This window comes from Kineosporia corallincola (assembly GCF_018499875.1).
GTDB lineage: Bacteria > Actinomycetota > Actinomycetes > Actinomycetales > Kineosporiaceae > Kineosporia > Kineosporia corallincola.
Window position 1 is genome coordinate 326,487 of the sequence record NZ_JAHBAY010000001.1, and the last position, 12,817, is coordinate 339,303.

The window sequence follows — 12,817 nt, forward strand, 5'->3', positions numbered from 1 at the left end:
GCGATGCGGTGCGGGGCACCGGCTTCCTCGGTGTTCACGCCTCTCCCGCCAGCAGGTCGGAGGTCTCGGTGATCAGGCCGGTCGGCGGCTGCCAGGTGAACACGCCCGGCGCCGTGCCGTCGGCGCACAGCACCCCGGGCCCGGACATGCCACGCAGGAACAGGTACCGCACCCCGCCGAGATGCACGTCCGGGTGGTAGCCGGGCTGCCGCCAGCGCAGGTAGCGGTGCAGGGCCACACCGTAGAGCAGGGCCTGCAACGGGTAGTGCGCCGCGATCATCGCCTCGGCCATCGCCTGCGGCCGGTAGTGCCAGGCGGTGACCGGCTGGTCGGGTGTGCCCAGCCGGTTGGTCTTGTAGTCGACCACCACGTAGCGCGGCCCGGTCTCGCCGGGCACCCGCAGCACCGCGTCGATGCTGCCGGTCAGGTAGCCGCGCAGCGGCACGGCCTCCAGCTCCTCCAGCGCGTCGGCGTAGTCGTGCAGCAGTTGCGGGGCCGGGCAGTGCCGGCGCCACACCGGTGCCAGGCCGGACAGCAGCGCCTGCCCGGCCAGCGGGTCGTCACCACCGGCCATCGGCAGCTCGAAGTTCAGTTCGGACAGCCGGTCCTTCGCCGAGATGTCGCGCAACGTGAGCTGATTCAGGCCCAGCGGTGTGCTCACCGCCGGGATCAGCGCCTGCACCAGGGTCTCCACGTCGACGGCCGGGCCGGTGCGGGCCACCCGGGCGGCCACGGTGGTGCGCAGCTCATCCACGTCACCGGCGTCGGCCGCGAGCTCCAGCACCTCGTGCACCAGCGTGCCGAACCGGGCCCCGGCCTGGAGCTCGTTCCAGGCCGAGGGGATCGCGGCCAGCGCGCCGTCCGGGTCACCGGCCGCCGGGCCGGCCGTGGCCGGGGCCTCATCGTCCGGGCCCTCGTCGTTCTTCAGCGTCACCTCGGGCTCGCTGAGCGCCTGCTGCCGCTCGTGAGCCGACTCGGTCAGGGCGCTGTAGGAGGTGCGGTTCCAGCGCGGTTCCGGATCGCGGTCCAGGGTGGCCACGGACAACGAGACCGGTTGCGGCGCGGACGGTCTCCATCGGGTGGCCGGGCGGGTGCGGACCGGCTCGACGGTCAGGCCGCCCTCGGCGCGGCGGGCGATCCGCTCCAGGTCGGCCAGGGCCCCGGCGTCCGAGGGCACCGCGATCCGGCGCGGCGCGGGCTGTTCCGGGTCGGGGTTGAACAGGATCCGGTGCAGCGGCGCGAGCTGGGTGTTGTAGGTCGGCGCCCACCACAGCACCAGGTGCGACTGTGCCCGGGTCAGCGCCACGTAGGTCAGCCGCAGCTCGTCGTCCGCGTCTTCCTGGAGGCTGGCGGCCAGGTGCCCGGCCCAGTCCACCGACCCCGGGCCGCCCACGTCACGCATCCGCCGGTCGCCCTCGTGAAAGGTGACGGTCGAGATGTCGCGCTCCTTCGGCGCCCACTGGTTCCAGGCGTACGGCACCAGCACCACCGGGAACTCCAGGCCCTTGCTGGTGTGCACGGTCATCACCTGCACCGCCGCCGCGTCCGACTCCAGACGGCGGCTGCGTTCCAGCGCGCCCTCCCGGCCGGCCGCCTCCTCCTGCCGGTGCCGCAGCCACAGCAGCAGCCCGGTCAGGCCCAGCTGGTTCGTCTCCCCGGCCTCCTGGAGCGTCTGCGCCACGTGCCGCAGATCGGTGAGAAGTCTTTCGCCGCCCACGGTCCCGAGGATCCGGCGCTGAAGCCCGGTGCGCCGGGCGGCGATCTCGAACAGCGCCCCCACACCGCGCTCGGTGAGCACGTGACCCCACTCGCGCAGCATCAGTGCCAGTTCCTCGTCGATGCGCTCGCCGTCTTCGTCCAGCTCCCGGGCGGTGGCGCCGACGAAGCAGCCCAGGGCCAGGCGGCGCACCCGGGTGGTGCGGTGCGGCTGCTCCATCGCCTCCAGCAGCAGCTTCCACTCGTGCGCCGCCGGGGTGCTGAACACGCTGGTGCGCCCGGTGACCACCACCGGCACCCCGGCCCCGCCCAGCGCCGTGTTCACCTGCTGCGCCTGGTAGTTCGTGCGCACCAGCACGGCGATGTCGCCGGGCCGCAGGTCACGCTCGTCCGAGCCGTCCCGGGGACGCACCCGCGCGGCACCCGACAGCAGCCGCACCGTCTCGGCCACCAGGTCGGCCAGCACCGCGTCGCGGGCCCGCGGCGACCGGGCCAGGCCGCCGTCGGTCTGCGGCAGCTCGTCCCGGGCGAGAACCCGCAGCCGCAGCGCGGCCTCGGTGCCCTCGACGTGCACCAGCCGGCCGGTGTGGAACGCCTCCACCGGCTGCACCCGGATCCGCTCGTCGCCCAGCGCGGCACCGCGGAACACCGCGTCCAGGCCGCGCAGCAGCCGGGCGTCGCTGCGGTAGCTGGTGGGCAGCGTGCGCACGGTCTCGGCGGTCTCGAACGCGTTCAGGTAGGCCTGCACGTCGGCACCGCGGAAACCGTAGACGGCCTGCTTCGGGTCGCCGATCAGCACCAGCGTGGAGTGCCCGTGGAACGGCCGGCGGATGATCTCCCACTGCACCGGGTCGGTGTCCTGGAACTCGTCCACCAGTACGAAACGGTAAAGGGAACGCAGTCTTTCGCAGACGGCCGGACCGGACTCCGGGTCGGCCAGGGTCTGCGCCAGCCGGGTCAGCATGTCGTCGTAGCCGAACACGCCCTGACGCCGCTTGCGCAGGTCCACCTCGGCGCGCACCGCCCGGGCGATCCGGGCCCGCAGGCCGGGCATCCCGCCGATCGAGGGATCCGGCACCAGCTCGGCCATCTCGGCCACCGCGTCGAGGGCGAGCCGGTGGAACTCGTCACGGCTCATCTCCGGCGCGCCCGCACCCGGCCCGCCCCACTTGCGCAGGTACAGGTCGTCGGCCACCTCGCGGACCAGGTCGGCGACGTCTTCCAGCAGCCGGGTGTCCGGGTCGTGGTCGCCGTTGGTGCCCAGCGTGGTCAGGATCTGCTGGCAGAAGCCGTGGATCGTGGTCACGGTGGCCGCGTCGAAACCCGCCAGGGCGCGTTCCAGCCGGTCCAGGCGGCGGGCCCGGCGGGCCGGGTCCACGTCGGCCAGGTGCACCAGCACCCGGTCGGCCGGGTCGATCATCGACGGGTCGGGCAGGGCCAGCCCGTCCCGTGCGCTGACCAGCCGCTCGCGCACCCGCTCCCGCAGCTCCCGGGTGGACTCCCGGCTGAAGCTGACCACCAGCAGGTCGCTCATGTTCTCCGCCAGGCCCTCGGCCACGTAGCGGGTGACCAGGGCGGCGACGGTGAAGGTCTTGCCGGTGCCGGCGCTGGCCTCGAGCATGATCGTGGTGTCGCGTGGCAGCTCGCCGTGCAGGTCGAACGGCTGCTGTCGGCGCAGGGTCTGCTGCCCCGTCATCGGCGCGCTCATCGCCCCTCCATCCTCTCCGCCGCCAGGAGCCGGTCCCACAGTCGGCGACTGAGCCGGCCGAACCGGTCGCTCTCGTCGGCCGCCCAGCCCTCACCCTGCTCGCCGGCCTCCGGCTTCATCTCGAAGAGCCGTTCCAGGTCGGCCTTCTCGCCGTAGATCAGCTCGTGCTCGGCGTCCGACTGCTCACCCGGGTAGGTGTCGTCGAACCACTGTTTCTGCGCCTCGGCGCGGGCCGCGGACACCAGCGAACGGCGGAACCGGCGGGCCGCGTAGGCCGCCCCGGTCTTCAGCGGCAGCGGCAGCGGCGAGCACAGGCCGGAGCGGTACAGGCCGACCAGCTCGGCCAGCGGCGTGAGCGCGTCGGGCACCGGCTCGAACACACTGCGTGCGGCGCCGCCCCGGCCCCGGCCCACCGCCACCGCCGACCAGCCCGCCGAGGCATTGGCCGGGGCATGGGTGGCCGTCAGCGCGAGCAGGTCGATCCACGCCGTCAGGCGGTGCTTCGGGCCGAGCCGGGAGAAGGTCAGGCCGAGCACGGTCTGCCCGCGTACCCCGCCGACGGTGCCGGTCAGGCGGGAGCCGTCGGGCAGCGCCACGTCGACGTCGCGGGAGTCGGCGGCCTGCGCCCGTTCCAGCCGCGACGCCGTGAGCACCTGTTCCACCTGCCGCCCCACCTGCGCGAGCAGCGACCGGCCGAGCTCGCCCGGCGGCAGCAGGCCGCGCCGCAGCTCCACCGCGATGCACTCGGCCGGCGACAGGCCTGACAGGCGCTGACGCAGAAGCCGTTCGCCCACGGCCCATCTCGCCAGGCCGTCGAGCTCGACGGGCAGGCTGTCGTCCGGTTCGTCCTCGGCCAGGGCGGCGCCGACCTGGAGCCGCTGGCGCAGGAAGCCCCGGGCGGGGTGTTGCAGCAGCCGATGCAGATCGGCCAGGTCGATGTCCGCGGGCCGAGCCGGAGCGGGCAGTACGCCGTCCAAAAATGTTTTCGCCGGGGACTTCTCGCGCTCCAGCGCCTGAGCGCCGTGGAGTGCGGGACGGTCGAAGCTGAACGGCCCGGGCCGGCCCAGCGCGCCGGGGGTGAAGTTGCGCGGGTCGAACGGCTGCAACGGGTGCCGCACGGTGATCCGGTCGCGTACCCGGCCGCGGTCCACCCAGGCGGTGCGGTCGAGCGCGTCGAGCAGCTCGCCCAGCGGAACGGCCGGTGGCACAGCGGTTCCGGTGCGGTCGTCGGCCCCGGAGTAGGTGATGACGAGACGCTCCCGGGCCGCGCACACCGCGTCGATGAACAACTGCCGGTCCTCGCTGCGCGGGTCGCGCTCGCCGATCCACGGGTCGCGGGCGAGCACGTCGTCGCCGTCCGGGTCGGCGCGGCGCGGGAAGGCGCCGTCGTCGAGCCCGAGCAGACAGATCACCCGGTGCGGCACCGAGCGCATCGGCACCAGCGTGCACACGGTCAGCGTGCCGGTGCGGAACGACGAACGGGTGGGACGTCCGGCCAGCAGGTCGCCGAGCACGGCCCGGATGTCGGAGAGGGTGCACGGCGCCGGGCTGTCACCGGCCGCCTCGGCCAGGTCCCACAGTTCCGAGCGCAGCTGGTTGACCTCCCAGGCGGTGTTCCGGTCGGTGCCGGCCAGGCCGAGCACCGCCGTCTCCAGCCCGGTCAGCCACTCCGGCACCGGATGCGGTGCGGACATCAGCCGCTGTGCCGCGCCCAGCCGGTCGACCAGCTCGGCCAGCCGCCCGGCCAGGTCGATGTCGGCGCTGTCCACGTCGTCCATGCCGATCACGCCGCCCAGCTCGGCGGTGTCGCCCTCGATCGCGACGCCCAGCAGCAGCCGGTCCAGCCCGGCTCGCCAGGTGCCCTGCCGAATCGAGGACAGGTGCCAGGCCTGCCGGTGCGAGTCGTCCAGGCCCCAGCGAATACCGGCCCCCACCAGCCAGTCCCGCATCCGGGCCAGGTCGTCGTCGTCGAAACCGAAGCGGCGCCGCACGGCGTCGCGCCCGGCCAGGTCGAGCACCTGCGGGGCGGTGATCCGCGCGGTGCCCAGGTCGAGCAGCAGCCCGAGCACGTCGAACAGCGCGTTGGTCTGGCGGGGCGAGCGGTCGGCGACGCGTACCCGCAGCCTGGCCGCCGGGTGCCCGCCCGGCCGGTTGTCTTCCTGGTCCTGCGCGGTGGCGAACACCGACGCGATGATCGGGGCGAAAGTGTCCACGTCGGGGCACATCACGAGGATGTCGCCGGGGTCGAGGCCGGGATCGTCGGCGAGCAGCCCGACGATCACCTCACGCAGCACCTCGACCTGGCGCACCTGCCCGTAGCAGGCGTGCACCTGCACACTGGTGTCGTCCGGGTGCAGAACCGGGCGGTCGTCCTGCTCTTTCGTGAGGCCCTCGTGCAGGTCATGCTGGAGGTGGCCGAGCAGGGTCCCGGGTGCGGTGGGCGCCGGGTGCTCCAGATGCCGGGCGCCGGGGGCGTGACGCAGCAGGGTCTGCTGAAGCTCCAGCAGGTCGCGGGACATGGATGCCAGCAACGGGTTACGCACACGGGTGCGGCTGTCGTCGTCGGCGCGGCGCACCGCGGGCGGGTGCCCGTCGGTCGCCTGCCAGAGCGAGGGCGAGGGATGGTGCAGCCACAGATGCACGTCGCGGTGCTCGGCCAGGGCGTGCAGCACCCGCACCCGGGCCGGGGACAGGCGGCTCGCACCGAAGATCGAGAGCCGTTGCGGCAGAGCGCTTCGCGCCGGTTCGTCGCGCAGCGTGGCGCAGGCCTCGTCAAGCAGCTCGGCCGGGGCCGGCCGGTCCAGCCGGGCGCGCAGGCGCCGCCACAGTTCGGCCTGCCAGAGCAGGTCGTCGTGCAGACGCTGCCCGTCGCCGAACTCGTCGCGACCGGCCGCCCAGGCGATCAGCATCTCCGGCCGGGCCTGGCCGTACTCGTCGAACAGCCGTGCCAGCCGGGTGGCTACGGCCAGGCGGCGGCCGCTGTCGCCGGGCGTCAGGTGCCGGTCGAGGGCCGCACACCAGGACTCGCCCCGGCAGGCGTCGATCACCTCGACCAGCGGCCAGCGGGCGCGGTCGGGCGACCAGGCCGACACCGAGCGGCCGATCCGGTCCGAGGCGTCGTGCAGTGCCTGTTCCAGCAGGGCGGCGGGCGACGGCAGGTCGACGTTCGCACAGACCCCGTCGGGTGCAGTGCGCGTTCCTGCTGCGGGGGTGTGGGAACCCGGGCCGAGCGGGTGGGAGCCGAGCGTGTGGGAGAGACGCTGGGTGAGCCACCGCTCCACGCCCTTGGCGGGGACGGCGACGGTCTCGACGGCGAACGGGTCGGCCAGGGGCGTGGCGAGGACCTCGCCCAGCGCCTGTGCCAGAACCGTGCCGTCCGCGCAGCGGTGCACCGTCAGCACGGTTCAGGCAGACCTGTCCGGGCTGTCTTCATGGGGGTCAGTTCTATCTCACCGGTGGACGAGGTGGTGACGTGGGCACGGGGGACGGGCGCGAGCAGGGGGGACGGACGGGACCGGTGGCTCGGGGCGAGCCGGGTCGACACCGGTCGACGGGGCGCAGAGGGCGGGCGGAACGGGAGGGTGACGCCGATCCTGGCCGGAAGCCGCCCACCCGCCTCAGCCGTCCTGCTCGTCCTGCTCGGAACTGCGAGGTGCCCGGGCCCTCAGGCGTTCGAGGGCGCCCGCTCGGCCTGCGTGACGTCGGTCGTGGGGGTTTCGTCGTCCGTTGGCTCCTGGATCTGCGCAGCCTCCGACTCGGCCACGGCAGCTGCCACGTCGGCCTCGATCTCGGCGTCGCTCACCAGGGCGGCCTGGGCCGAGTCCGCCTCGGCGTCGATGCGGGCCACCTCGGCCTGGAGGGCACCGGCGCCGGCCGCGAAGGCCTGCGACACCTCGGCGGACGACCCGGAGGCCAGCGCCGTGACCGCGGTGATCAGGGTGTCGAGCTGGGCCTTCATCGCGGCGTCGCGCTTGGCCGAGGCGGCGATGAACGCCCGCAGCTCGGCGTCGGTCTTGCGGGCCAGGGTGGGGTAGCGCACCATCAGCCCGAAGGTGACCTTCTCACCCTCCTTGTAGTCGCCGCCCCAGATCTTGGCGTCGGTGGCGGTCAGCTTGACCTGGTCGGTCCACTTCATGTCTTCCTCTTCCTCCAGTCGCTGTTCCAGCACCGTGCGGGCGCGCTTGACCTGTGCCTTCGTGGCGTTGATCTCGAAGTGCATGGCGTCGACGGTGGCGTTGACGTAGTCGTTGCCCCAGCGGAAGATCTTGTGTCCCTTGCCGTCGGTGATGCCGGCCAGGATCTTGTGCACCCTGGCGATCCTGGCGCTGGTGAAGGTGCCCCGGGCGCCCCGCGGATGCTTGAGGGCGTTCAGGTCCCAGGCGGTGGCGCTGGCGTGGTTGCTGATGACGGATGTCGACCCGCGCACGTTGCGGTCGGCCCACGACCAGTCGTCGAGCACCCGGCCGTCGATGTTCTCGACCTCGGCGTCGAAACGCTCGATCAGGTACCTGGCCAGGAAGGCGACGTCGGAACTGGCCGCAGCGAACCGGCCCCCGGCGGCGGAGAACCAGGTCAGCCGGTTGCTCGACAGGACGGGCCAGCCGTTCTGCGAATGTTCTGCCATATCGACCGGAGTCTAGGGTCACATAAGGTGGGCTGCATCCGAGCGAGGGAGCTTGACGATGACGCCGCACCCTGTGAATCGCCTGTGGACGCCCGATCCCGACACCGCCCGCGCCACGCAGATCGCGGATTTCGCCCGGTGGCTCACGGTGCACCGGCAGGTCACCCTCGACGAGCTGGATTATGCCGCGCTGCACCGCTGGTCGGTGCGTGAGCCGGGCGAGTTCTGGTCCGCCGCGGCCGAATACCTGGGTGTGCGCTTCGGAACGCCTGCCACGCAACCTCTCGCCTCGTCCGGGATGCCCGGCGCACAGTGGTTCCCGGGGGCGCGACTGAACTACGCCGAACATGCCCTCGCTCCCGGTCCGGGACGCCAGGATGCCGACACCGCAGTTATTTTCGTGCGTGAGGACGACGAAGAGCTGGTGCTCACCCACGCTGATCTGCGCGACCAGGTGGGCCGGGCCCGGGCCGGGCTGGTCGAGGCCGGCGTCGGCCGGGGTGACCGGGTGGTGGCCCTGGCCCCGAACGGCATCGCGGCGCTGGTGCTGTTCCTGGCCACCGCCTCGCTCGGGGCCGTGTGGTCCAGCTGCTCACCGGATTTCGGCGCGCGGGCCGTGGCCGACCGGTTCGCCCAGATCGAACCCAGTGTGATGCTCGCGGTGGACGGATACCGTTACGCTGGGAAGAGTTTCAGTATCCGCGACACCGTGACCCGGCTACGTGAGAGCATGCCCTCGCTGCGCCGCACCGTGCTGCTGCCCTACCTCGACCCGGCCGCACAACCTGCCGAGGGTGAGCTCAGCTGGGCCGAGTTCACCGCGCGGCCGGGCGAACTGGCCTTCGAGCAGGTGCCGTTCGACCATCCGCTCTGGGTGCTCTACTCCTCGGGCACCACCGGCCTGCCCAAGGGGATCGTGCACGGGCACGGCGGCATCCTGCTGGAGCAGCTGAAAACCCTTCGTCTCCAGCATGATCTGCGGCCAGGACAGGTGTTCTTCTGGTTCACCACCACCGGCTGGATGATGTGGAACTTCCTGGTCGGGGGTCTGCTGGCCGGGGCGACCGTGCTGCTCTACGACGGCAGCCCGGTGCATCCGGGGCCGGAACGGCTGTGGCAACTGGCCGAGCGGCACCGGATCCGGCTCTTCGGCGTCTCGGCGCCGTTCGTGCAGGCCGCAGCCCGGTCCGGCCTGCGCCCGGGGGAACGGTTCGACCTGAGTGCGATGGAGTCCCTCGGATCCACCGGATCGCCGCTGTCCGCCGAGAACTTCGCCTGGATCCGGGACGCCGTGGGGGAGCACGTGCGGATCTGCTCGGTGTCCGGTGGAACGGACGTCTGTACGGCCTTTCTCACCAGCGCCCCGACCGTGCCGATCTGGCAGGGAGAACTGTCGTGCGCTGCCCTCGGCGCCGACGTGCACTCGTTCGACGAGAAGGGCGGTGACCTGGTGAACGAGGTGGGCGAACTCGTCATCACCCGGCCGATGCCCTCGATGCCGGTGGCATTCTGGAATGACCCGGACGGTGAACGCCTGCGGCAGGCCTACTTCGACGACTACCCTGGTCTGTGGCGGCACGGCGACTGGGTGAGCGCAACGGCGCGCGGATCGTTCGTCATCCACGGCCGTAGCGACTCCACGCTCAACCGGGGCGGCGTGCGGATGGGCACGTCCGAGTTCTACGCCGTGGTCGAGGGTTTCGACGGGATCACCGACTCGCTGGTGATCGACACCGGGGGCGAGCTGCTGTGCTTCCTGGTTCTCGCCGAAGGGGTTTCGGTGGACGACGTGGAGGAGCCGGTGCGCCGGGCCCTGCGTGCCGAGCTGTCGCCCAGGCACGTTCCCGACCGCTTCATCCGGATCCCGGTGGTGCCCCGCACGCTGAACGGCAAGAAGTGCGAGGTGCCGGTGAAGAAGATCCTCTCCGGCGTGAGCGTGGACCGGGCGGTCAGCCGCGACGCCCTGGCCGACCCGGAGTCGCTGGCTCCGTTCCTGGCGATGCTTCGTCCTCGCACCTGACCTTCTTTGATCAGTCGCTGAACAAAGAATTACCGCCCGCAGCCAAAAGTGACATCAAGTGTTGTCGCTCGACGTCCGGCTTGTTAGCTTTTGAGCCAGACATTGGCGTCTGTGGCTGTGCCAGGGGAGGACCGACCATGGCTGTCGGACTGTGGCTGATCGGGGCCCGAGGGTCGATCGGAACCACCGTGACGGCGGGGCTGGCCCTGCTCACGGCCGGCCCCGGAGACCTGGCCGGTATCGGAATGGTCAGTGAGCTGCCGCAATTCGCCGACCTCGGGTTGCCCGCCGTGGCCGATCTGGTGGTCGGCGGGCACGACCTGTCAGACCTGCCGATGAAGGGCCGGGCCGAGGAACTGGTGCAGGCCGGGGTGCTGCCGGCGTTCGCGCTCCCGCTGGTGCGCCCCGATCTCGAAGCCGTGGACGCCCGGGTGCGCCCGGGTGTGGCCGGTGGCGGGCGGGCCGCGATCGAGCAGGTGCAGCGCGACCTGCGCGAGTTCGCCGAACGGCACGCGCTCGACACCGTGGTGGTGGTGAACATCGCCTCCACCGAGCCGATCTGGCCGTCACGGCCGGAGCACGCGGACCTGGCCGGGCTCGACCGGGCCCTGGACGCCGGGGCCGAGGTGCTCGCGCCCAGCGCCCTGTATGCGTACGCGGCGCTCGACGCCGGGCTGCCGTTCATCGATTTCACGCCGTCGATGGGTGCCGCGATCCCGGCGCTCGACGAGCTGGCGCGCAGCCGCGGCACGGTCTACGCCGGCCGGGACGGCAAAACCGGTGAGACGCTGGTGAAGACGGCCCTGGCGCCGATGTTCGGCAGTCGCAACCTGCGGGTGACGTCGTGGTCCGGCCTGAATCTGCTCGGCGGTGGCGACGGCCGGGTGCTGGCCGACCCGGAGCGGGCCGCGGCCAAGCTGGCGTCGAAGGCCCGATCGGTGCGCGAGACCTTCGGGGACGAGGTCACGGCGCCGGTGCACATCGACTACGTGGAAGACATGGGTGAGTGGAAGACCGCCTGGAACCAGGTGCGGTTCACCGGTTTTCTGGGTACGCGGATGACGATGCAGATAACCTGGCAGGGGTGCGACTCCGCGCTGGCGGCGCCGCTGGTGATCGACCTGGCCCGGTTCACCGCGCGGGCCCGGCTGGCCGGCCGCACCGGGGTGCTCCACGAGCTGGGCTTTTTCTTCAAAGACCCGCTCGGCAGCTCGGAGCACCGTCTGGACGAGCAGTTCCGCCGGCTGGTTTCCTGGGCCGGCGCCTTGCGGGCGGACTCCTTGCGGGACGGCGGCTTGCGGGACGGCGGCTTGCGGGGCGACGCCTTGCGGGACGGCGGCTTGCGGGGCGACGCCTTGCCGGGTGGCGGCTTGCGGGGCGACGCCTTGCCGGGTGGCGGCTTACGGGGCGACGACTTGCGGGGCAACACCTTACGGGGTGGCGGCTTGCGGAGCGACCTACGGGGCGGCGACTTGCGGGGCGACCTCCCGGACGACGGTTTCCGGGCCGGCGAGTGAACGTCTACGCCGACCTGGTGCGGTTGCCCGCGGTGCTGAGTGCACCCGGGGATCCGCTGGTGGGCGCGGCATTCGGGGCAACGGCGGGTTCCGGGGGCGGCGCGTTGACCGGGCTGGTGTCCGGTGCCCCCTCCAGCCTTTCGGCGGGTGTGGTGTCTGGTGGCTCTTCCGGCCTTTCGGCGGGTGTGGTGTCTGGTGGTTCTTCCGGCCCTCCGGCGGGTGTCGCGCTCGATGCCTGGGCCGGTGAATGCGCTGCGGCGATGGGATCCTCGGTGCTGGCGTACATGGCCGGCATGGCCCTGAACGACTACGCAGACCGGCGAGTGGATGCCGTCGAACGGCCGCACCGCCCGATCCCGTCCGGCCGGATCTCGCCGCGCCGGGCCCTGGCGATCGGTGCCGGGCTGCTGGCGGCCGATCTGGCGCTGGCCGGTGTGGTGCGCGGGCGGCGTGGGGTGGTGTTGTCGCTGGCGACGGGAAGCTCGCTGCTGGCCTACGATTTCGTGACCAAGGGTACCGCTGCCGGGCCGGCCACCATGGCCCTGTGTCGCTTTCTCGATGTGCAGCGCGGCAGCAGCAGTTTCCGGGCCGCCCTGCTGCCGGCGTCGGTGGTGGCCGCGCACACCTACATGATCACCGAGGTCAGCCGGGCCGAGGTGGAGGGCGGGGACCGTCGGGTGGCGGTGGTGTCGGGCGGCGTGACGACGGCGTTGGCGGGCCTGGTGCTGGCGCTGGCCCTGCGCTCGGACGACGCGGGGCGGGTGGCTGGGTCGCGGGTGGCTGGGTCGCGGGTGGCTGGGTTGCGGGTGGCTGGGTTGCGGGTGGCTGGGGCACGGGTGGGCGGGTCACAGGCGGCCGAGTTACGGGCGGCCGGGTCACGGGCCACCGGGGCACGGGCCGCCGCATCGCTGCCCGCCGCATCGCTGCCCGCCGCATCGCCGCCCGCCGGATCACCGCCCGGCGCATCGCCGTCGCCGCCGGCCGGAAAGGCCCTGGTGGCAGCCCTCGCGGCGGCTCTGTATGCGGTGCCTTCCGTGCGTTCCTCGTTCGTCGCGGCGCGCAGTCCCACCCCGAAGAATTTGCAAAGCCTGGTGAGAACCGGGGTTCTCGGCATGGTTCCGTTGCAGGGCGCGCTCACCGCCGCGGCGGGGCGACCGGCCGCCGGGGCCGCGTTGCTGGCGATGTGGCGGGTGGGGCGGGCTATCGCCGTCCGTGGGCGGGTGACCTGAGAC

Annotated in this window: 6 protein-coding genes; 3 read left to right on the forward strand and 3 right to left on the reverse strand. The window is 72.5% G+C overall.

All coding sequences use genetic code 11. From position 1 onward, the window contains the following. Window positions 1–34 precede the first annotated feature (34 nt). From KIH74_RS01480 to KIH74_RS01490, 3 genes are all read right to left on the reverse strand, one after another. The gene (locus KIH74_RS01480; protein ID WP_214153623.1) at window positions 35–3,424 is read right to left on the reverse strand and encodes a UvrD-helicase domain-containing protein; all 3,390 of its coding nucleotides are present in this window, start codon (window positions 3,422–3,424) and stop codon (window positions 35–37) included. Beyond that, window positions 3,421–6,825 (reverse strand): exodeoxyribonuclease V subunit gamma, encoded by a 3,405-nt coding sequence (gene recC / locus KIH74_RS01485; protein WP_214153624.1) that lies wholly within the window; start codon window positions 6,823–6,825, stop codon window positions 3,421–3,423. Before recC ends, KIH74_RS01480 begins: the two co-directional genes overlap by 4 nt. Before the next feature lie 263 nt (window positions 6,826–7,088). Further along, complete coding sequence (locus tag KIH74_RS01490) at window positions 7,089–8,048, reverse strand: M15 family metallopeptidase (RefSeq protein WP_214153626.1); 960 nt, start codon at window positions 8,046–8,048, stop codon at window positions 7,089–7,091. A 58-nt stretch (window positions 8,049–8,106) separates the two neighbouring features. Between KIH74_RS01490 and KIH74_RS01495 the strand changes: the two genes are divergently transcribed. The 3 genes from KIH74_RS01495 (at window position 8,107) to KIH74_RS01505 (ending at window position 12,814) form a co-directional block, all read left to right on the forward strand. Then, a complete protein-coding gene (locus tag KIH74_RS01495) occupies window positions 8,107–10,068 on the forward strand; it encodes an acetoacetate--CoA ligase (protein WP_214153628.1) in 1,962 nt (653 codons plus the stop codon). A 137-nt stretch (window positions 10,069–10,205) separates the two neighbouring features. After that, window positions 10,206–11,585, forward strand: coding sequence for an inositol-3-phosphate synthase (locus KIH74_RS01500; protein WP_214153629.1), 1,380 nt, complete (start codon window positions 10,206–10,208; stop codon window positions 11,583–11,585). Window positions 11,586–11,845: 260 nt separating this feature from the next. Next, complete coding sequence (locus KIH74_RS01505) at window positions 11,846–12,814, forward strand: UbiA family prenyltransferase (protein ID WP_214153631.1); 969 nt, start codon at window positions 11,846–11,848, stop codon at window positions 12,812–12,814. The last annotated feature ends 3 nt before the right edge of the window (window positions 12,815–12,817 follow it).

What these genes read in the sequence shown, in the direction of transcription:
- KIH74_RS01500 (WP_214153629.1), top strand. Translation starts at nt 10,206, where the DNA reads ATGGCTGTCGGACTGTGGCTGATCGGGGCCCGAGGGTCGATCGGAACC.
- KIH74_RS01495 (WP_214153628.1), top strand. Translation starts at nt 8,107, where the DNA reads ATGACGCCGCACCCTGTGAATCGCCTGTGGACGCCCGATCCCGACACC.
- KIH74_RS01480 (WP_214153623.1), bottom strand. Translation starts at nt 3,424, where the DNA reads ATGAGCGCGCCGATGACGGGGCAGCAGACCCTGCGCCGACAGCAGCCG.
- KIH74_RS01505 (WP_214153631.1), top strand. Translation starts at nt 11,846, where the DNA reads ATGGGATCCTCGGTGCTGGCGTACATGGCCGGCATGGCCCTGAACGAC.
- KIH74_RS01490 (WP_214153626.1), bottom strand. Translation starts at nt 8,048, where the DNA reads ATGGCAGAACATTCGCAGAACGGCTGGCCCGTCCTGTCGAGCAACCGG.